The following is a 19,043-nucleotide window of genomic DNA, read 5'->3' on the forward strand; positions in this document are numbered from 1 at the left end:
ATCAGTGTTTGCTAAATATATTGCAAGACGGGCCATGGCCCGTCTTGTTATTTGCATCATAGATTGCTTCAATAGCGCCTCTTAAATAAAAAAGGCTGAGGAATCTCTATGCGTGCGTTACCTCTGTGTCTGTTAGCACTTTCGCTAACTGGATGCTCCATGCTTCAATCAAAGCCATCCACCACAGAAAGTCCGGTTAAGCAACCACCTCCGGTGACTAAACCCAGCCCAACGGCAGCCCCTCGTCCGGCACCGGTAAAACTTTATAAAAGTGCTGAAGAACTTGTTGGCAAGCCTTTCCGCGACTTAGGCGAAGTATCCGGTGAGTCTTGCCAATCTACCGTTCAAGACTCTCCAGCCAGTATCGCCACCGCCCGTAAGAGAATGCAGACCCGTGCTTCTTATATGAAAGCCAATGCGGTGCTGCTACACGGATGTGAAATACAAAGTGGCGTTCCTGGCTGCTATCAACAAGCGGTGTGCCAAGGTTCTGCACTGAACGTTTCATCAAAATGAGTGTATTTTCCTTCAATCAGATCGGGGTGATTCGCTCACCCTATAAAGAAAAGTTTGCGGTGCCAAGACAGCCCGGTCTAATTGAAGATGGCGGTGGTGAGTTACAGTTAGTGGCTCCCTATAATCAGCCGGAAGCCGTGCGTGGGTTATCTGACTTCAGTCATGTATGGGTGATGTTCGTTTTCCATCAAACCATGGCGGGGGGTTGGCGTCCGACGGTTCGCCCGCCACGTTTAGGCGGTAATACACGGATGGGCGTATTTGCCACTCGCTCCACTTTCCGGCCAAATCCTATCGGCATGTCGTTGATTGAGCTGAAAGGGATACGTTGCCAGGGCGCAGAGGTGATTCTGGAGTTGGGTAGTCTGGATCTGGTTGATGGTACCCCGGTGATTGACATTAAACCCTATCTGCCTTTTGCAGAGAGCCAGCCACTGGCGCGCGCTGGTTTTGCGCAGACAGCCCCAGATGCAGGTATGCCGGTGTGTTTCTCCGCCACCGCTGAGCAACAGTTAGTACAGCAGCAGACGCGTTATCCACATTTGCGGCGTTTTATCAGCCAGGTTTTGGCACAAGACCCCCGCCCAGCCTACCGTAAAGACGATAATGAAAGTCGTGAATACGCGGTTCTGTTGCTGGAATTTAATGTGCGTTGGCGGGTTATGGGCCAGCAAACAGAAGTGTTGTCGCTCGACCCACGCTAAATTTCAGCCAGTTCTCTTTTGACAACCCGTACTCGCTGGTAAACTAAACCACTTTTTACTTTTTGGACTGCCTCTACTTGTTGCAGTGCTAATGGAACCAAAACATCATGCGTACTAGCCAATATCTGCTCTCCACTCTAAAGGAGACACCTGCCGATGCTGAAGTGATCAGTCACCAACTGATGCTTCGTGCCGGGATGATCCGTAAACTGGCATCAGGTCTTTATACCTGGTTACCGACCGGAGTTAGGGTGTTGAAGAAAGTCGAAAACATCGTGCGCGAAGAAATGAATAACGCCGGTGCTATTGAGGTTTCAATGCCCGTCGTACAACCGGCTGATTTGTGGCAGGAGAGTGGTCGCTGGGAACAGTATGGTCCTGAGCTATTGCGTTTTGTCGATCGCGGCGAACGCCCTTTTGTGCTCGGCCCAACTCATGAAGAAGTAATTACTGACCTGATTCGCGGTGAGATCAACTCTTACAAACAGTTGCCGCTGAATTTTTTCCAAATCCAGACCAAGTTTCGTGATGAAGTTCGCCCACGTTTCGGCGTGATGCGTGCTCGCGAGTTCCTGATGAAAGATGCTTACTCTTTCCATACCACTCAGGAATCGTTGCAGGAAACTTACGACGCGATGTATGCGGCCTACAGTAAGATTTTCTCTCGTATGGATCTGAATTTCCGTGCAGTTCTGGCAGATACCGGTTCAATTGGTGGCAGTGCATCGCATGAATTCCAAGTGCTGGCCGAGAGTGGCGAAGACGACATTGTGTTCTCAACCAGTTCTGATTATGCCGCTAATATTGAGTTTGCTGAAGCAGTGGCTCCTGGTGAACCACGGGCTAGCGCCACGGAAGAGCTGCGTATCATTGATACCCCGAATGCAAAAACCATCGCTGAATTGGTCGAGCAGTTCAACCTTCCAATAGTGAAAACAGTGAAAACCTTATTAGTGCATGCTCACGAAGAGAGTGGTCACAAGCTGGTTGCGTTGCTGGTTCGCGGTGATCATGAACTCAATGAGATTAAAGCAGAGAAACTGCTACAAGTCGCCAAACCACTGACCTTTGCCAGCGAAGAAGAGATTCGTGCAGTGATTGGCGCAGGTCCAGGGTCATTAGGCCCGGTTAATTTGCAGTTGCCAATCGTGATTGACCGCAGTGTGGCAGCGATGAGTGATTTTGGTGCTGGCGCGAATATCGACGGCAAACACTACTTTGGTATTAATTGGGAGCGTGACTTACCGCTGCCACAAATTGCCGATTTACGTAATGTGGTTGAAGGCGATATCAGCCCTGATGGCAAAGGCACATTACTTATCAAGCGTGGTATTGAAGTCGGTCATATCTTCCAGCTAGGCACTAAATACTCGGAAGCGATGAAAGCCACGGTTCAGGGCGAAGATGGCCGTAACCAAGTGATGACCATGGGTTGTTACGGTATTGGCGTATCCCGTGTAGTAGCAGCGGCCATTGAGCAGAATCATGACGACCGTGGCATTATTTGGCCGGATGCGATTGCACCGTTCCAGGTAGCCATTTTGCCAATGAATATGCACAAATCTTTCCGCGTGAAAGAGTTGGCGGAAGAGCTGTATGCCACTCTGCGTTCCCATGGTATTGACGTGATTCTCGATGACCGCAAAGAACGCCCAGGCGTGATGTTTGCCGATATGGAGCTGATTGGCGTGCCACACAATATCGTGATTGGTGACCGCAATCTCGACAGCGAAGAGGTGGAATATAAAAACCGCCGTATTGGTGAGAAGCAGATGATTAAAACCAGCGAAATCATTGAGTTCCTGCTGGGCCAAATCAAGCGCTAATTGACCCTAAGTAAACCGCTGAGCCGCTGGATAGTTAACTCACTACCAGCGGCTTTTTATTGCAGCAACGGATAGATTCTATTTACTGCCGCAACTCTTACTGGCATTAAACTTAATGTTATCAGCCGGAATCAGCGTTTTGTCTGATTGCCCTTCTTCCATCGATGGCCGCACATCAAAATGGCCATTAAGGGTTAAAAATACCGGTTCACCGACCTTTTTACGGGCTTTTAAATATCCGGTTTCCAGTGCAATATTATTCTCGACTGGGAAGGTTCGGCCGGTAGCACAATCGGTAAATACGGCAGCATCAGCAAAATACTTATACATACCGCTCAACGGCATCGGCGTTTTGGGTAACGGCTGATCACTCGGGGTAAGCTGATAATTCAATGCTGACTGAATCGCCAATCCTTGTTGGTCGAGCATCACCAGATTTTTACCTACCGGCCGAAAGTAGCGTTTCTCCCCTTGCCCATTAGTAAGTACCAACTTATCAGCAGTACGCGCCCACTGACCGTATTCAGCAAAGGTTTGATCGCTCTCGTTGTTATCGCCAGCATGAGCAGTGCCACGATAAATTTCCTTCAGGATAAAAGTCCCATCGCTATCAAGGAACAGTGAGGTATCCAAACCACTGCAATCCGCGCAGGGTAATACGCCCTGATAGCTTTGCTGCATAGGTTGTAAAGCCTGTTCAACCGGTTGATGTCGATTGTTGCAACCTAATAATGACAGTGCACCTACTGCCAAAAATAGCGTTATTGTTAATTTTTTCACAGTTATTCTCCCATACTGTGTCCGATATATAAGGAATGAAGCCACATTAGTCACAATGTATAAATCCCAGGCTAAATAATGGCATCACTCCTGATGTATTTTGCCGCGCAGTGCTTTGGTCGCACCTTTGCGGACTTTGCCCTCGACTCGCCTTATTTTTGAGCCTTTGGTCGGTTTTGTCGCCCGACGAGCCTTTTCTACCACCATTGCCTGATGGATTAATGCCACCAGCCGCGCCAATGCCGCTTCGCGGTTCATATCTTGACTGCGGTATTCTTGCGCTTTGATGATAACGACACCCTCTGCCGTCATCAAATGGCTATTTAGCAATAATAACCTTTCTTTATAGTACTCTGGCAGGCTTGAAGCCTTAATGTCAAAGCGCAAATGAATGGCAGTTGAGGTTTTATTGACGTGCTGTCCCCCCGCGCCCTGCGCCCGGATCGCCGTCAGCTCAATCTCACTGTCAGGTAGACTGACATAATTAGATATAATCAGCACGCTTATTGCCCGTCGCCTTGCCATTCATCAAAACTAATTTCCAGATTATTCTGAGCATCCGACAACCAAATAGTTCCCTCTTGCAACGTAGCCTGTAACGACATATTACGATTCGCAAGTGCCGCCAACTTGGCCATCTGTTCATCACCCAAGAAGCGCACCCGCAAATTACGGTGCCCGGATAACTTATCTCGGGCTTGTGGCCACCACACCTTGGCGGCGCGTTCACTGTAGGCATACAGCACCACTTGCTGTGACTGATTACAGGCTTTACGCAGACGTTTCTCCTCTGGTAACCCCAGCTCAACCCACAATTCAATACCGTTATGGTCATTATGACGCCAAATCTCCGGCTCATCGTCAGCGCTCAGACCTTTAGTAAACTGCAAACGCTCATCAGCATGGCAGATCCATGCAAGTAACCTCAGCATCATACGTTGGTCAGTTTCGGAGGGGTGCTGCGCGATAGTCAGGTTAACATCCTGAAAAAAATTACGATCCATATCCGCAATGTTAACAGCAGCTTTATGGATGGTTGCTTTTAGTGCCATGGGTGACCTCTTAATTATCTGGCAGACAGTGTACTTGATCCAGTCTGCCAGCAGCCAGCCAACCCTGCATAAAGAGAACGATTAGTGGCATCAATGCGAAAAAGAAACCTTGTGCCACACTCTAATATCTCTATCACTCCTGTGCTATAGTCCTTATAAGTTCAGAGTTTATCTTCGTAGGTTGACAGTGTGTCGCTTCCGCTGAGAATCTACTGGGTTAAACTTTTCCAGGAGGATTACTGTGCAGCAATACTGTGAATTAGTACGCCGTTTTTATGCCCAAATTGGAAGTGGCGATCTGGGTTACGTACCAGACGCATTGCGCTGTGTATTGAAAGCATTGGACGAAGTTGCGGCTAACGACGCACTACCGTCCTCCGTTAGAGAACAGGCGGCCTTTGCCGCCGCTAACTTATTGGTGAGCGATTATGTCGATGAGTGAAGAGTATCAACCCATCAATTGTGATGACTACGATAATCTAGAGCTCGCCTGCCAACATCACCTGATACTGACGTTGAAGTTGAGAGGCGGTGAGATCGTAGAAGGTAAAGCCAGCGATCTGCTGCTGAGAAAAAAGGTCGAATACCTGATTATCGAGCAAGAAGGAACAATGCGCGAGTTGCGTCTGGACTATATTGCCAGCTTCAGTCACCCCGAGATAGGGACTGTTGTGGTGAGTGCATCATAGCTTCATCCCATTATATTGATGACGGGCCGCTGAAGAGTGGCCCGTTTTGCATTCAGGGCAGACCAAACCGAATCAAGGTTTTAAACTGGCATAGTAAGCCGCCAAATCAGAGAAATCCTCGTCGGTTAAAGGCACAACATAAGCCTGCATCACTCCAGCTTGCCCACCAGTACGCTCTCCTTTTTTATACGCTTTTAATGATTGTTCTAAATACATGGCATTTTGCCCAGCCAGATTAGGATACATCGGCACCGAAACCTTACCTTGTGCACCATGACAAGCCACACAACTGGCAGACTTAACTCGCCCCGCTTCGATATCATTTTTTGCCAACGCCGAGAAACTACTCAATCCCCATAACATCATTATACTGACGACTAATTTCATCATTGCTCCTCAAAATAGACTGTTCTGCGTGTTGTTATTTTATTATTCCGCGTTGGTCCAATTTAGGTACCAACAAGGTTCGCCTTCTTTTGCCTGGCCTGCCTGAGCCACAAACACTCCAGCCGCAGCAATTAATTGTTCGCCAAAGTAGAGTAGCGGAATACGCTCCCGTTGCCACGGCGGTACCCCCAACTCTTGCCAAATCTTTTTGCTATGGCGCGAATGATGCCGCCCGACAATCTTGATATCACCTTGTAAACCGAAACGGATGCTGATTACCTCGCCGGTTGCCGCAGCCCTGACCGCTTGCCCCCCTTCAGTAATAAAACTCAATACCCCCAGATTGGCAGGTAGAATCAAAGGGCCAGGGGGGATTGCGACATGATTAGGCCCAGCCTCAATGTTGGCCCAAGGTAGATGCCGTATATTTATTTCAGCCAGCGGTGGCAATAGATATAAATATTGCCGGAAGCGGCGAACCTGATGTGCCCCCAAAGTAAGCTGAGGCTCTGCATCTTGCCTTGCCATAGCAACTTCTAACCACAAACGTTGCAGTTGGTTTTGCGATGGCATCACTGCCCCCCATCTAGCCAGCCAACGGCGTAATATCGCCCCCCGTTTGGCTTCTGAGGCCAGTAATAACCCCTCAATAGAAAGCGCGCCATCCAGACTTTGCAGTTGTTGCAGATTATCTGCCAACAACTCATCCAATAATTGTTCCTGCGCAGCGCACAGACTTGCACTGCGCGCCGTCGCTTGAGCAAAATGCGGCCAGCGCTGATGAAGCAGAGGCAACACACTTAATCGCAAGAAGTTACGATCGAAACGATGGTCCTGATTGCTGTCATCTTCAATCCACCGTAGTTGCTGTGCTTGAGCATAGTTCTCAAGCGTTGCGCGGGAAAAGGCCAACAATGGCCGCAACAACTGGCTATGGGCAAACGGCATTCTGCCTGCCATTGAGGACAGCCCCGCCGGACCACTGCCCCGCTTAAGTGCCAGTAAGAAGGTTTCACACTGGTCATCCAGATGTTGAGCCGTAAGTAGCACTTCATTGGCAGCTAAATGTGAGGAAAATGCCTGATAGCGAGCCGTTCTGGCGGCAGCCTCTATTCCATTGTGTCGCGGATCAATCTTCACTCGCACTACTTCAAGTGGAACTTCCCATTGATCACACTGCTGCTGGCAATGTTTTACCCAACTGTCTGCCAATGGGTTTAATCCGTGATGAATATGAATCGCACGAACTTTCAGCTCAGGGAGCAATTGTTGGCGCAGGCTAACCAATAAATGCAGTAATACACTGGAATCCAACCCACCACTGAACCCCACCAGCACATGGCGATGATCACCCAATTGTGCGAACAAAGGATTGAGTAACACATTAGGCATAAAGGTGGCTGAGTTCATGTCATTCCAGCGTTATTTCGTATAGCTCCAGAGGTAAACCATCTGGATCAGTAAAGAAAGTAAAACGTGATTGGGTATAGGGATCAATGCGAACCGCTTCGCAAATCACACCGGTAGCCCCCAGTTCACTGACTGCCTGCTCAATATTATCAACCTGAAAAGCCAGGTGACGTAAACCACAAGCCTCTGGGCGGCTAGGTCGTGTTGACGGGGAGGGAAAAGAAAACAACTCGATAGTATATTGCCCATTTAAGGCTAAATCAGCTTTCCATGAGTCGCGTTCTTCACGATAGACCTCGCTTATCAAGCTGAACCCCAGCACCTCACAGTAGAATTTTTTACTGACCTGATAATCTGAGCCAATGATTGCAATATGATGTATCTGACGTATTGCTAACATGTATTACTCCAGTTTAATCATTTGTCTTCAGCACATTGACCCAATAGCGACCATCATCATCACGTTTAGCTCCGTGAATGTCGGTTTCAAACCCAGGATAATGCGCGCCAATTGCACACAGCATCAGCAGGAAGTCCAAGACTGCGCGGCTCTCTTCACTGATCATTTCACCTGGCATAACCAACGGTACCCCCGGTGGGTAAGGCAGGATCATGTTGGCCACGACTTTGCCTATCAAATCACGCATTTCGCAGGCCGCTATATTACCGCGAATCTGCTGTTGGAACATGTCATACGGCGTGAGTTTCATCTTTGGCAGTACATCAAAAGACTGGCGCATTAAACGGGGCAAGTCGTGTTTACGGATCAATTGGTGGATACCGGCGGCCAACTCCTGAATGCGCATATGGCGGTAAAAATCGGGATCTTCAGCAAACAGATCCGGCAGCATATTTTTAACCCGCAAGTTAAGATCATAAGCGCGTTTAAATTCAGTGAGGCCGCGTAATAAGCTCATCGCCTTGGTTTTATCAATGCCAATACTGAACAGGAACAGTAAATTATATGGCCCGGTTTTCTCTACCACAATGCCGCGTTCATCGAGAAATTTAGCGACTAATGCCGCAGGGATCCCTTCGTCTTCAAGTTCCCCCTCACTGCTCATACCCGGCGTCAGGATGGTCACTTTGATCGGATCCAGATACATATGGTCTGCATCCGCATTACTAAAGCCATGCCACTTTTGCCCCGGTTGCAACGGCCAACAGGCTATTTCGTCAATATCTTCTGGCTGCCAGACATCAAAGAACCAGTTGTCACTTTGTGAACGTAAACGGCGAACTTCTTTGCGAAAATGCATCGCACGCTCAATGGAGCGCATAATCATGCGCCTGCCCGGTTTACCACGCATCATTGCTGCGGCAGTTTCCATTGATGCCACAATGCCGTAATTCGGAGAGGTGGTGGTATGCATCATATAAGCTTCGTTAAAAGTGCCTTCATTGTAATCACCTTTAATATGAATCATCGAAGCTTGAGAGAATGCGGCCAACAATTTATGTGTCGATTGCGTTTCATAGAAAACTTTACCCGCAATCCGTTCCCCGCTCATGCCACTTTTCCCTTCATAAATCTCATGGAAATTGGTATAAGGCACCCAGGCGGAATCAAAGTGAATTGAAGGGACGTCCAGTGTCTGCTTAATATAATCAGTATTATAGAGCAGCCCATCATAGGTTGAGTTCGTTATCACCGCATGCACTGGCCAGCTGGCATTCTTGGTTTGTGCAATTTTCTCAGTAATAGATTCGCGCGTAAATTCGTGCTGCGGGATGCCGCCCAAAATACCGTAAGCATTACGGGCCGGGCGCAAATATAGCGGAATGATATTGGTCATCATCAAAAGATGTGTCAGAGACTTATGACAATTACGGTCAATCAATACCGTACTGCCCGAAGGGGACGAATACATGCCAATGATTTTATTTGCCGTTGATGTCCCGTTCGTCACCATATAACTCTGCTCAGCATTGAAAGTACGGGCAATATACTCTTCGGCTTCCAGATGCGGGCCACTGTGGTCTAATAGTGATCCGAGTTCAGTCACTGAAATCGACACATCAGCCTTGAGGGTGTTAGCACCAAAGAAATCATAGAATAAGCTGCCTACCGGGCTTTTTTGAAATGCCATCCCCGCCATATGCCCCGGCGTACAGAAGGTATATTTCCCTTCTTTGACGTAATTAAATAACGCCTTGGTTAGCGGCGGAGTGATGCTATCCATATACTCAGCGGTATATTGTTCAATATGCTGGGCAATATCATCTGCCGCATTTAACGTATATTCAAAGAAATAAAGAGCCATGCGCATTTCATTCAAACTGACATCCAATGAGGAGGTCGTATTGATAAATGCGTAAAGTGGGAGATATTCGTTCAGATCATTAATTTCAGTGCAAAGCTCATTACTGTGCTGGTCCCAATCGAAAATCACACCAATAATCCGCGCATTATGCTCGATCAGTTTAAGCAGATCACCACGATCCTGAGGGTAGATCAACTGAAAACCTTTAGCCAGCAGGGCATCGTTTAACTCACGAATAGGTTCATCTTTGTAGTAAACCCCCATCGGCCCCATGATTGCGATGATATTCATCGGTGAATCCTCATATTGTTCGCCAATTACCTATAACAACATGAAATTAAATTTTTGCCAAAATTATTATGGGGTTAGATATTATGACTCAGAATCTATAAGTAAAAAATCCGGCTCATAATATATGAGCCGGATTTCAATATTTCTCTGCGATGCCCAATAAATCGGGCATGCTTAATCAGCAATAACCGTAATTCATCAGACGCTGATAACGACGATTCAATAATTCTTCGTCATTCAAAACATCCAGATCACTAAGATCAGCCAACAGTTGCGCCTTCAAAGCAGCAGCAATAGTGATGTAATCACGGTGTGCGCCGCCTAAAGGTTCAGGGATAACCGAGTCAATCATCTTTAATTCTTTCAGACGATGAGCCGTAATACCCATGGCCTCTGCGGCTAACGGTGCTTTATCAGCACTTTTCCACAGAATAGATGCACAGCCCTCTGGGGAGATAACGGAATAGGTGCTGTATTGCAGCATATTCACTTTATCGCCAACACCAATGGCTAATGCGCCGCCTGAGCCACCTTCACCAATAACGGTACAGACGATAGGAACACTCAGGCGTGACATCTCACGCAGGTTACGTGCGATGGCTTCAGATTGACCACGCTCTTCTGCGCCAACACCAGGATATGCCCCCGGTGTATCAATGAAAGTAATGATTGGCAGCTTAAAGCGCTCAGCCATCTCCATCAGACGCAGTGCCTTACGATAACCTTCAGGCGCTGGCATACCAAAGTTACGGCGAATTTTTTCTTTGGTTTCACGGCCTTTTTGATGACCAATGATCATCACCGGGCGACCATCCAGACGAGCAATACCACCGACAATAGCTTTGTCGTCGGCATAAGCGCGATCACCCGCCAGTTCTTCGAAATCAGTAAAGATATTAGCGATATAATCCAGGGTATAAGGACGACGAGGGTGGCGTGCCAGTTGGGCAATCTGCCATGCGCCGAGGTCCGAGAAAATTTTCCGCGTCAGCTCAACACTTTTCTCACGCAGACGCTGGACCTCTTCATCCAGATTAATATCTAATTTTTCGTCTTGACGGCTGACTGCAGTCAGCGAGTCAATTTTCGCTTCCAGCTCTGCAATCGGCTGTTCAAAATCAAGAAAATTCAGACTCATAGCATTCCTATTTTAGTCAAATTCCAGTTCCACCTGCTCATTACCTATCAGCGTTCGCAAATCTATCAATAAGCGATCGGTGGGCGTCACGCGCCATGTGGCTCCAAACCGCAGCCGGGCGCGAGCATCTTCCCGTTGGTAATAAAGATGCACTGGGATCGTCCCCGCTCGATGGGGTTCCAACGACTGACGGAGACGGTTCAAAAGCTGGTCATCAATTTGCCTGTCGGTCAGCGATATAGCAAGCCCACGGGCATATTTTTCACGAGCTTCACTGATGTCCATTAACTCACGGGCGGTCATTTTAAGTCCACCACTAAAGTCATCAAAGCTGACCTGTCCAGTGGCTATCAGGATACGGTCTTTTTCCAATAAATGCTGATATTTTTCCAATGCATCGGTGAATAGCATCACCTCCAGACGCCCGGAGCGGTCATCCAAAGTACAAATACCAATGCGATTCCCGCGTTTTGTTACCATAACCCTTGCAGCGATTACCAGCCCTACCGCAGTGGTCATTTTGCCCCGATCCGTCGGATGCATATCTTTCAAACGCAGCCCGCCAGCATAACGTTCGATTTCCTTTAGATATTGAGTAATCGGGTGGCCGGTTAGGTATAACCCCAGCGTTTCCCGCTCACCGTCTAAAACAATTTGTTCCTGCCACCGCGGCACATTAGCATAAGATTGCTCAACCTGCTCAGGTGCATCAGCCAATACGCCAAACATATCGGCCTGACCAATGGCCTCTGCTTTCGCATGTTGGTCTGCGGCTTTTAACGCTTCGCCTAAGGAGCTCATTAATGCGGCACGGTGCGGCCCCAAACGGTCAAAAGCACCGGACATGATTAACTTTTCTAATATCCGCCGATTCAGCTTTTTCGTATCGACGCGGGCACATAAATCAAACAAATCTTTGAAGTGACCGCCCTCTTTACGCGCCTCCAGTATCGCGTCGATCGGCGCCTCACCAACCCCCTTGATAGCACCAATCCCGTAAACAATTTCACCCTCATCATTTACATGGAAGTGATACAGGCCACTGTTAATTTCTGGTGGCAGAATCTTCAGCCCCATACGCCAACATTCATCAACCAGGCCAACGACTTTATCGGTGTTATCCATATCGGCGGTCATTACCGCAGCCATAAATTCAGCCGGATAATGTGCTTTTAACCACAACGTCTGGTAGGACACCAAAGCATAAGCAGCGGAGTGAGATTTGTTAAAACCATAACCGGCAAACTTCTCTACCAAGTCAAAGATTTTTATCGCCAATTCACCGTCAACGCCCTGACTTTTGGCCCCATCTTCGAATACCGAACGCTGTTTTGCCATCTCTGCTGGGTTTTTCTTACCCATAGCTCGACGCAACATATCCGCGCCGCCAAGGGAGTAACCAGACAGAACCTGCGCAATCTGCATAACCTGTTCCTGATACAGGATGATGCCATAGGTCGGCTCCAGTACAGGCTTCAGGGATTCATGTTGCCATTCGATATCAGGATAGGACAGTGCTTCACGACCATGTTTACGGTCAATAAAGTTATCTACCATCCCTGATTGCAGCGGACCGGGGCGGAATAATGCCACCAGAGCTATCATATCCTCGAAGCAGTCTGGCTTCAGCCGCTTGATAAGATCCTTCATACCTCGGGATTCAAGCTGGAATACTGCTGTCGTTTCCGAACGTTGCAGCATATCGAAGCTTTGCTTATCTTCCAGCGGAATAGAGGCGATATCTATCGGTTCTAGCCCAGTTTTGGCGCGCTTGGCATTGATCATCTCCAGCGCCCAATTAATGATAGTTAGCGTACGCAAACCGAGGAAGTCGAACTTCACCAGACCGGCATATTCCACATCATTTTTATCGAACTGAGTAACCGGGTTTTTGCCTTCCGCATCACAATATAGCGGTGCAAAATCAGTAATTTTGGTCGGAGCAATAACCACCCCACCGGCGTGTTTCCCAGCGTTACGTGTTACCCCCTCCAGCTTACGCGCCATATCAATCAGCGCCCTAACCTCTTCATCGGCTTCATAAATTTCAGGAAGTTGCGGTTCAGCGGCAAAGGCTTTTTCCAGCGTCATTCCAGGATCTGGTGGCACCAATTTTGAGATACGATCGACAAAACCATAAGGGTGGCCCAGCACGCGACCCACATCGCGGATAACCGCTTTGGCAGCCATCGTACCGAAGGTAATAATCTGAGAAACTGCATCGCGTCCATACATTTCGGCCACATGTTCAATCACCAGATCACGTTTCTCCATACAGAAGTCAACGTCGAAGTCGGGCATTGATACACGTTCAGGGTTGAGAAAACGTTCGAACAGCAGGTCAAATTCCAGCGGATCCAGATCGGTAATCTTGAGCGCATATGCCACCAGAGAGCCTGCACCTGAGCCTCGCCCTGGCCCTACCGGAACACCATTATCTTTAGACCACTGGATAAATTCCATTACTATCAAGAAGTAACCAGGGAATCCCATCTGGTTGATAACTTTTAGCTCAATATCGAGCCGCTCGTCATACTCTGGCCGTTTTTGCGCCCGCACTTGCGAGTCGGGGAAGAGGAATTCCAACCGTTCTTCCAAACCTTGCTTTGATTTTTCTACCAAAAAATCTTCCGTGCTCATCTCACCGGTAGGGAACTGCGGTAGAAAGTATTCCCCAAGGCGGATGGTGACGTTACAACGTTTGGCTATTTCAACACTGTTGAGCAGCGCTTCAGGAATATCCGCGAACAGCTCACACATCTGTTCTTCATCGCGCATAAACTGCTGAGGACTATAATTTTTAGGCCGCTTAGGATCAACCAATGTAAAACCGTCATGAATAGCAACGCGGATCTCATGGGCGTCAAAGTCAGACTCAACGATAAAACGCACATCATTGGTCGCAACAACTGGCAGGCCGCGCTCAGTCGCTAGCGCGACTGCCGCATGAAGATAGTTCTCTTCGTCTGGCCGACCGGTACGGATTAGCTCCAAATAGTAACTGTCAGGGAAATGCTCTTGATAAAACTCAAGACACTGATCAACCTGAGTCTGATTACCGCGCAGCATAAACTTGCCGACATCCCCCATCCGGCCACCGGATAGCAGAATCAGCCCCTCTTTATGCTTGATCAGCCAATCGCGATCAATTATCGGACCAGCTGCGCCATAACCACGTTGATAAGCTTCGGAGATCAATAAGGTAAGGTTTTGATAACCTTCATTATTGCGTGCCAACACAGTAAGGTGAGCCAACTCATCACCCAAGATTTCACTTTGCACGTAGAAATCTGCGCCAATGATGGGTTTAATCCCAGCACCGTGGGCGCTACCGTAGAATTTCACCAAACCACAAAGGTTAGTGAAGTCAGTAATGGCCAGAGCGGGCATACCTAATGCAGCAGCTCTCTTCACCAAGGGTCCAATCTTGGCTAATCCATCGATCATGGAGTAATCGCTGTGAACACGCAGGTGGACAAAACGAGGTTCGGCCATATCCAGATACCAGAAATTAGTGGATTGAATCACACCCGCAGAACAGAGTGTCTGAGGGCATCATAACTATGAGTGTCTTTCAGCGACAATACCGGCTTATATCAGCCCTAGCACGCGCTTAACCGGGCCAAAGCTGCGCCGATGGTGCTCAGTTGCGCCTAGTGCTGCCAGCCGCTCCAGGTGGAATGCTGTCGGGTAGCCTTTGTGCTGCGCAAAACCATACTCGGGGAAAATGAGATCCAGTTCAGTCATTTCACGATCACGGGTCACTTTAGCCAGAATAGAGGCGGCACTGATCTCTGCAACTCGGCTGTCCCCTTTTACAACGGCTAATGACGGCATCGCCAGTTTTGGACAGCGATTACCATCAATCAACACATAATCGGGTGTGATATGTAATCCTGCTACCGCTCTTTGCATTGCCAGCATTGTTGCATGCAATATATTTAGGTGATCAATCTCTTCTGGCTCAGCGCGACCAAGGCTCCAGGACAGGGCCTTATCCGTAATTTCGTCATAAAGTGATAGACGCCGCTTCTCACTCAGTTTTTTCGAGTCTGCCAAACCGACAATTGGCCGTGTCGGATCGAGAATAACCGCCGCAGTGACAACAGCCCCCACTAATGGGCCACGGCCAACTTCATCCACACCGGCAATAAAATTCGCCTGCGGGTATATAAAAATATCTGTCATCGACCTGCTAACTCCAATACCGCCTGTGCTGCCTGTTCATCCGCGCCACAACGGATGCTCTGATGCAAAATCAGGAAACGTTCTTTTAACGCCTCAACTGCATCACCACCTTGTAATAGCGGTAACAATGCATCGGCTAATGTTTGTGGTTGGCACTCTTGCTGCAACAATTCTGTCACCAGCTCTTCGCCTGCCAACAGATTCGGTAATGAGACATAAGGTGTTTTAACTAATCGTTCTGCTAACCAGAAAGTGAAGGGTTTCATACGATAACCTACCACCATGGGGCATTTAGCCAACATGCATTCCAACGCCGCAGTGCCCGAGGCGAGCAAGGTAGCATCACTGGCAATCATCGCCACCCGGGCATTGCCATCTAATAAATGGACGGATAAGTCAGGGGCAATTTCAGCTTTAATTCGTTCGAACTGCTCACGACGCTTGCTGTTAACCAATGGAACCAGCACTTCCAGCTCAGGCAGCTGTTGCCTCAAGATGGCAGCAGTACGCAGAAAATCGGCACTGAGCATTTCCACTTCTGAATGGCGACTACCCGGCAACAGGGCCAGACATGGCGCATGTAACGCAATCCCCAATTCTGTTCTTGCCGCTTGCTTATCAGGGATTAAAGGCATGGCATCAGCCATGGTATGACCAATAAAGCGACATGGAACATTGAAACGATCGTAAAACGCTTTTTCAAAAGGAAGAAAAGCCAACACCATATCGGTCGCTTTACCAATTTTGAAAACGCGTTTTTGTCGCCAGGCCCAAACAGAGGGGCTGACATAATGAATGGTTCGGATGCCACGCTGTTTCAAACGCCCTTCGAGGGTGATATTGAAATCAGGCGCATCGATACCCACGAAAACATCTGGGGAGAGTTCACTAAAGCGTTGGGTCAGATCTTTGCGGATCTTGAGTAACCGTGGCAAGCGTTCTAATACTTCAACAACGCCCATCACTGCCAACTCTTCCATCTCATACCAGGCTTCACATCCCTCAGCTTGCATCAACGGCCCAGCAACACCAACAAAGCGGGCATCGGGAACCTGAGCTTTCAGCGCACGAATCAACCCAGCGCCTAAGATGTCGCCAGAAGTTTCTCCGGCGACTAAACCGATAGTTAAAGGACGCCCGGTATTCGACGGACAATCAACAGCTAATGGGCTATTTTGCATAAGTTAGCGAATAATGCCGCGAGTAGAGCGCGCAAAGAAATCACTGAATGCCTTAACCGCCGGAACCTGCTCCGCCAATTCGGCAATTTCTGGTTTCACTTCATCCAGCGTCCGACCACTGCGGTACAACAACTTGTAAGCATTACGGATCGCATGAAGTGATTCTTTGTCAAAACCGCGACGTTTTAACCCTTCAATATTGATACCAAATGGTGTTGCATGGTTGCCCTGAGCAATGACATAAGGAGGCACATCCTGAGCAACGCCTGAACAACCGCCCACCATCACATGCGCACCAATCACGCAGAATTGATGGATAGCCGTCATTCCGCCAATGATGGCAAAATCGTCAATTTCCACATGACCACCCAAAGTTGCATTGTTCGCAAGAATGCAACGATCACCAATGATACAGTCATGGGCGATATGGGCATTAATCATCAGCAAATTGTCGCTGCCTACTTTAGTTAATCCACCACCTTGGACCGTACCACGGTGGATAGATACGCTTTCACGGATACGGTTACGCGAACCGATCTCAACGCGAGTAGGCTCGCCTGCATATTTCAGATCCTGATTCGCCTCACCAATGGAGGCAAATTGGTAAATCTGATTGTCACAGCCAATCTTGGTTACACCATTAACGACGACATGGGATTTCAGTTCCGTGCCAGCGCCAATTTCCACCTGAGATCCGACAAAGCAGAAGGGGCCAATACGAACGCCGGCACCAATAATGGCACCTTCTTCGACGATAGAACTTGGATGGATAATGGCGGTTTTGTCAATCACGTATCAGGACTCCTTAACTGCGGGTTCGACAACAACAGACTTTGCAACAACAGCTTCTGCTGGTGGGGTTACTGGCCTGCTACGAGCACACATCATCGTGGCAGTACAGACGATTTCACCATCGACTTTCGCAACACCAGTAAAACGGGTCAGACCACGGCGTTCTTTAACGAACTGAACTTCCATGATCATTTGATCACCAGGCACTACCGGACGTTTGAAGCGAGCTTCATCAATGCCAGCAAAATAATAAAGTTCACCCGGCTCAAGTTTACCGCGGCTTTTAAATGCCAAGATACCGGTCGCCTGCGCCATCGCCTCTAAAATCAGCACGCCTGGGAAGATAGGTTTACCCGGGAAATGGCCTTGGAAAAATGGCTCGTTGAAAGAGACGTTCTTCACTGCACGCAGAAATTTTCCTTCTTCGAAATCAAGGACACGATCTACCAGCAAGAACGGAAAACGGTGCGGGAGTAGATCCAAAATCTCTTCAATATGCAGAGTATGAGTGTCAGTAGTCAAAATACTCTTCCTGTCTAAAAAACTAATGCTATCAACAACACGGCCTGCACTGCCCCAAAAGGGAGGCATTAGGCAGGCCGCAAATTAGGAACTCTGTATACCCTTCGAACTTGACGCAACAACGGCGTAACTGCACGTATTTACCTGAATCACTTGACACATAAGTTCATCAAGATTGATTTATTTTGTCAGGCTGCGACACCAATTTCTTTAAGTATCTACTTTTGGCATCACTTGCCAATAAGCTTAATTATTGACTCAGAGTATCAGTCTTGAGTGACTACTCTTTATCGATTTTACGCTCAATAGCTTTTAAGCGTTTATTAATTCCATCGATATTCATCACTAAAGCAGCGGTCTTGCGCCAAACTTTATTTGGTTGTAACGGAATGCCGGAGGAGTATAACCCAGGTTCAGTGATTGGGCGCATCACCATTCCCATTCCGGTGATGGTGACTTTGTCACAAATCTCCATATGACCATTGATCACACTCGCGCCGCCTATCATACAATAGCGGCCAACTTTCAGACTGCCTGCCATGATAACACCACCCGCAACCGCGGTATTGTCGCCAATCACAACGTTATGTGCAATCTGACATTGGTTATCAATGATGACGCCATTACCAATAATGGTATTATCTAGTGCACCACGGTCAATCGTGGTACAAGCGCCAATCTCAACACGGTCACCAATATGCACTGAACCGAGCTGTGGAATTTTTATCCAATTACCACGATCATTTGCATAACCAAAACCATCTGCACCAATGACCGTACCGGATTGAATCAAGCAGTTCTGCCCAATAACAACTTCATGATAAACGGAAACATTGGCCCACAAACGGCTACCAGCACCAATGTGAGTATTCTTGCCAATAAAGCAGCCAGCACCGATAACCACATTATCGCCTAGCACAACACCGGACTCTATCACTGCATTTGCACCGATAGAAACCGTCTCTCCCAACGTTACCAGTGGAGCGATAACTGCACTCGGTGCAATATCCTGGGCCGGTTGAGGTGTGGTATCCATTATCTGAGCCATACGTGCATAGGTTAAATACGGATTTTTAACCACTAGAGCTGCAGATTTACAGAAAGGTAAGTCAGCCTCAGTCAATACCACCGCACCTGCATTACAAGTAGCGAGTTGTTCTTGATAGCGACTATTTGACAAAAACGTGATTTGCGAAGGCTCGGCGGAATGCATAGAAGCGATGCCGGTGATGACGAAATCGCCATCACCGTACACCTGTGCATCCAACTGCTGAGCTAAATCAGCCAGTCGAATTGAAGGCAT

The 19,043-nt window shown here is 48.1% G+C and carries 19 protein-coding genes; 5 read left to right on the forward strand and 14 right to left on the reverse strand.

Annotated elements, in window-relative coordinates:
• Positions 1 to 108: 108 nt before the first annotated feature.
• The 3 genes from rcsF (at position 109) to proS (ending at position 3,046) form a co-directional block, all read left to right on the forward strand.
• Complete coding sequence (rcsF, locus tag Q2T72_RS17075; protein ID WP_083162966.1) at positions 109 to 516, forward strand: Rcs stress response system protein RcsF; 408 nt, start codon at positions 109 to 111, stop codon at positions 514 to 516.
• Positions 513 to 1,220, forward strand: a complete 708-nt coding sequence (gene tsaA / locus Q2T72_RS17080) for a tRNA (N6-threonylcarbamoyladenosine(37)-N6)-methyltransferase TrmO (protein WP_083162964.1) — start codon at positions 513 to 515, stop codon at positions 1,218 to 1,220. The genes rcsF and tsaA overlap by 4 nt, the downstream gene beginning before the upstream one ends.
• Positions 1,221 to 1,327: 107 nt before the next feature.
• Positions 1,328 to 3,046, forward strand: coding sequence for a proline--tRNA ligase (proS, locus tag Q2T72_RS17085; RefSeq protein ID WP_372569530.1), 1,719 nt, complete (start codon positions 1,328 to 1,330; stop codon positions 3,044 to 3,046).
• A gap of 78 nt (positions 3,047 to 3,124) precedes the next feature.
• On the opposite strand, the gene nlpE is transcribed toward proS, so the two are convergent.
• The 3 genes from nlpE to Q2T72_RS17100 all read right to left on the reverse strand — a co-directional run bounded on the left by nlpE (position 3,125) and on the right by Q2T72_RS17100 (position 4,878).
• On the reverse strand, positions 3,125 to 3,826 hold the full coding sequence (gene nlpE, locus Q2T72_RS17090; protein ID WP_193784790.1) for an envelope stress response activation lipoprotein NlpE: 702 nt from the start codon (positions 3,824 to 3,826) through the stop codon (positions 3,125 to 3,127).
• An 84-nt stretch (positions 3,827 to 3,910) separates the two neighbouring features.
• Positions 3,911 to 4,327 (reverse strand): alternative ribosome rescue aminoacyl-tRNA hydrolase ArfB, encoded by a 417-nt coding sequence (gene arfB / locus Q2T72_RS17095; RefSeq protein ID WP_083162958.1) that lies wholly within the window; start codon positions 4,325 to 4,327, stop codon positions 3,911 to 3,913.
• 2 nt (positions 4,328 to 4,329) lie between these two features.
• Entirely contained in the window at positions 4,330 to 4,878 is a 549-nt protein-coding gene (locus Q2T72_RS17100) for a YaeQ family protein (RefSeq protein WP_083162956.1), read from the reverse strand.
• A 241-nt stretch (positions 4,879 to 5,119) separates the two neighbouring features.
• On the opposite strand from Q2T72_RS17100, the gene Q2T72_RS17105 reads away from it, so the two are divergent.
• Both Q2T72_RS17105 and rof read left to right on the forward strand, forming a co-directional pair.
• Positions 5,120 to 5,320, forward strand: coding sequence for a YaeP family protein (locus tag Q2T72_RS17105; RefSeq protein WP_005185672.1), 201 nt, complete (start codon positions 5,120 to 5,122; stop codon positions 5,318 to 5,320).
• A complete protein-coding gene (gene rof / locus Q2T72_RS17110) occupies positions 5,307 to 5,567 on the forward strand; it encodes a Rho-binding antiterminator (RefSeq protein ID WP_083162954.1) in 261 nt (86 codons plus the stop codon). Before Q2T72_RS17105 ends, rof begins: the two co-directional genes overlap by 14 nt.
• Positions 5,568 to 5,639: 72 nt before the next feature.
• Here rof and Q2T72_RS17115 read toward each other — a convergent pair whose 3' ends face one another.
• From Q2T72_RS17115 to lpxD, 11 genes are all read right to left on the reverse strand, one after another.
• Positions 5,640 to 5,957, reverse strand: a complete 318-nt coding sequence (locus Q2T72_RS17115) for a cytochrome c (RefSeq protein ID WP_083162952.1) — start codon at positions 5,955 to 5,957, stop codon at positions 5,640 to 5,642.
• Positions 5,958 to 5,996: 39 nt separating this feature from the next.
• Positions 5,997 to 7,364, reverse strand: a complete 1,368-nt coding sequence (gene tilS / locus Q2T72_RS17120) for a tRNA lysidine(34) synthetase TilS (protein WP_372569531.1) — start codon at positions 7,362 to 7,364, stop codon at positions 5,997 to 5,999.
• 1 nt (position 7,365) lies between these two features.
• Positions 7,366 to 7,764 (reverse strand): VOC family protein, encoded by a 399-nt coding sequence (locus Q2T72_RS17125; protein WP_083162947.1) that lies wholly within the window; start codon positions 7,762 to 7,764, stop codon positions 7,366 to 7,368.
• Positions 7,765 to 7,777: 13 nt separating this feature from the next.
• On the reverse strand, positions 7,778 to 9,919 hold the full coding sequence (locus Q2T72_RS17130; protein ID WP_372569532.1) for a lysine decarboxylase LdcC: 2,142 nt from the start codon (positions 9,917 to 9,919) through the stop codon (positions 7,778 to 7,780).
• A gap of 178 nt (positions 9,920 to 10,097) precedes the next feature.
• Positions 10,098 to 11,057, reverse strand: coding sequence for an acetyl-CoA carboxylase carboxyl transferase subunit alpha (gene accA, locus Q2T72_RS17135; RefSeq protein WP_083162942.1), 960 nt, complete (start codon positions 11,055 to 11,057; stop codon positions 10,098 to 10,100).
• Between the two features lie 12 nt (positions 11,058 to 11,069).
• Entirely contained in the window at positions 11,070 to 14,552 is a 3,483-nt protein-coding gene (dnaE, locus tag Q2T72_RS17140) for a DNA polymerase III subunit alpha (RefSeq protein WP_372569533.1), read from the reverse strand.
• A gap of 96 nt (positions 14,553 to 14,648) precedes the next feature.
• Positions 14,649 to 15,245, reverse strand: coding sequence for a ribonuclease HII (rnhB, locus tag Q2T72_RS17145; protein WP_083162939.1), 597 nt, complete (start codon positions 15,243 to 15,245; stop codon positions 14,649 to 14,651).
• Complete coding sequence (gene lpxB, locus Q2T72_RS17150; RefSeq protein ID WP_083162937.1) at positions 15,242 to 16,426, reverse strand: lipid-A-disaccharide synthase; 1,185 nt, start codon at positions 16,424 to 16,426, stop codon at positions 15,242 to 15,244. Before lpxB ends, rnhB begins: the two co-directional genes overlap by 4 nt.
• Positions 16,427 to 16,429: 3 nt before the next feature.
• Positions 16,430 to 17,218 (reverse strand): acyl-ACP--UDP-N-acetylglucosamine O-acyltransferase, encoded by a 789-nt coding sequence (gene lpxA, locus Q2T72_RS17155; protein WP_083162935.1) that lies wholly within the window; start codon positions 17,216 to 17,218, stop codon positions 16,430 to 16,432.
• A 3-nt stretch (positions 17,219 to 17,221) separates the two neighbouring features.
• The gene (fabZ, locus tag Q2T72_RS17160; RefSeq protein ID WP_083164110.1) at positions 17,222 to 17,740 is read right to left on the reverse strand and encodes a 3-hydroxyacyl-ACP dehydratase FabZ; all 519 of its coding nucleotides are present in this window, start codon (positions 17,738 to 17,740) and stop codon (positions 17,222 to 17,224) included.
• Positions 17,741 to 18,020: 280 nt separating this feature from the next.
• The gene (lpxD, locus tag Q2T72_RS17165) at positions 18,021 to 19,043 is read right to left on the reverse strand and encodes a UDP-3-O-(3-hydroxymyristoyl)glucosamine N-acyltransferase (RefSeq protein ID WP_372569534.1); all 1,023 of its coding nucleotides are present in this window, start codon (positions 19,041 to 19,043) and stop codon (positions 18,021 to 18,023) included.

The organism is Yersinia sp. 2466 StPb PI, from assembly GCF_041538325.1.
In the GTDB taxonomy this organism is placed as follows: domain Bacteria; phylum Pseudomonadota; class Gammaproteobacteria; order Enterobacterales; family Enterobacteriaceae; genus Yersinia; species Yersinia enterocolitica_E.

Excerpts from the sequence above, each read along its gene's own strand:
- rcsF (WP_083162966.1), top strand. The coding sequence starts at position 109 with ATGCGTGCGTTACCTCTGTGTCTGTTAGCACTTTCGCTAACTGGATGC.
- Q2T72_RS17100 (WP_083162956.1), bottom strand. The coding sequence starts at position 4,878 with ATGGCACTAAAAGCAACCATCCATAAAGCTGCTGTTAACATTGCGGAT.
- Q2T72_RS17130 (WP_372569532.1), bottom strand. The coding sequence starts at position 9,919 with ATGAATATCATCGCAATCATGGGGCCGATGGGGGTTTACTACAAAGAT.
- Q2T72_RS17125 (WP_083162947.1), bottom strand. The coding sequence starts at position 7,764 with ATGTTAGCAATACGTCAGATACATCATATTGCAATCATTGGCTCAGAT.
- dnaE (WP_372569533.1), bottom strand. The coding sequence starts at position 14,552 with ATGGCCGAACCTCGTTTTGTCCACCTGCGTGTTCACAGCGATTACTCC.
- tilS (WP_372569531.1), bottom strand. The coding sequence starts at position 7,364 with ATGAACTCAGCCACCTTTATGCCTAATGTGTTACTCAATCCTTTGTTC.
- proS (WP_372569530.1), top strand. The coding sequence starts at position 1,328 with ATGCGTACTAGCCAATATCTGCTCTCCACTCTAAAGGAGACACCTGCC.
- accA (WP_083162942.1), bottom strand. The coding sequence starts at position 11,057 with ATGAGTCTGAATTTTCTTGATTTTGAACAGCCGATTGCAGAGCTGGAA.
- lpxB (WP_083162937.1), bottom strand. The coding sequence starts at position 16,426 with ATGCAAAATAGCCCATTAGCTGTTGATTGTCCGTCGAATACCGGGCGT.
- Q2T72_RS17115 (WP_083162952.1), bottom strand. The coding sequence starts at position 5,957 with ATGATGAAATTAGTCGTCAGTATAATGATGTTATGGGGATTGAGTAGT.
- tsaA (WP_083162964.1), top strand. The coding sequence starts at position 513 with ATGAGTGTATTTTCCTTCAATCAGATCGGGGTGATTCGCTCACCCTAT.
- lpxD (WP_372569534.1), bottom strand. The coding sequence starts at position 19,043 with ATGCCTTCAATTCGACTGGCTGATTTAGCTCAGCAGTTGGATGCACAG.
- rof (WP_083162954.1), top strand. The coding sequence starts at position 5,307 with ATGTCGATGAGTGAAGAGTATCAACCCATCAATTGTGATGACTACGAT.
- rnhB (WP_083162939.1), bottom strand. The coding sequence starts at position 15,245 with ATGACAGATATTTTTATATACCCGCAGGCGAATTTTATTGCCGGTGTG.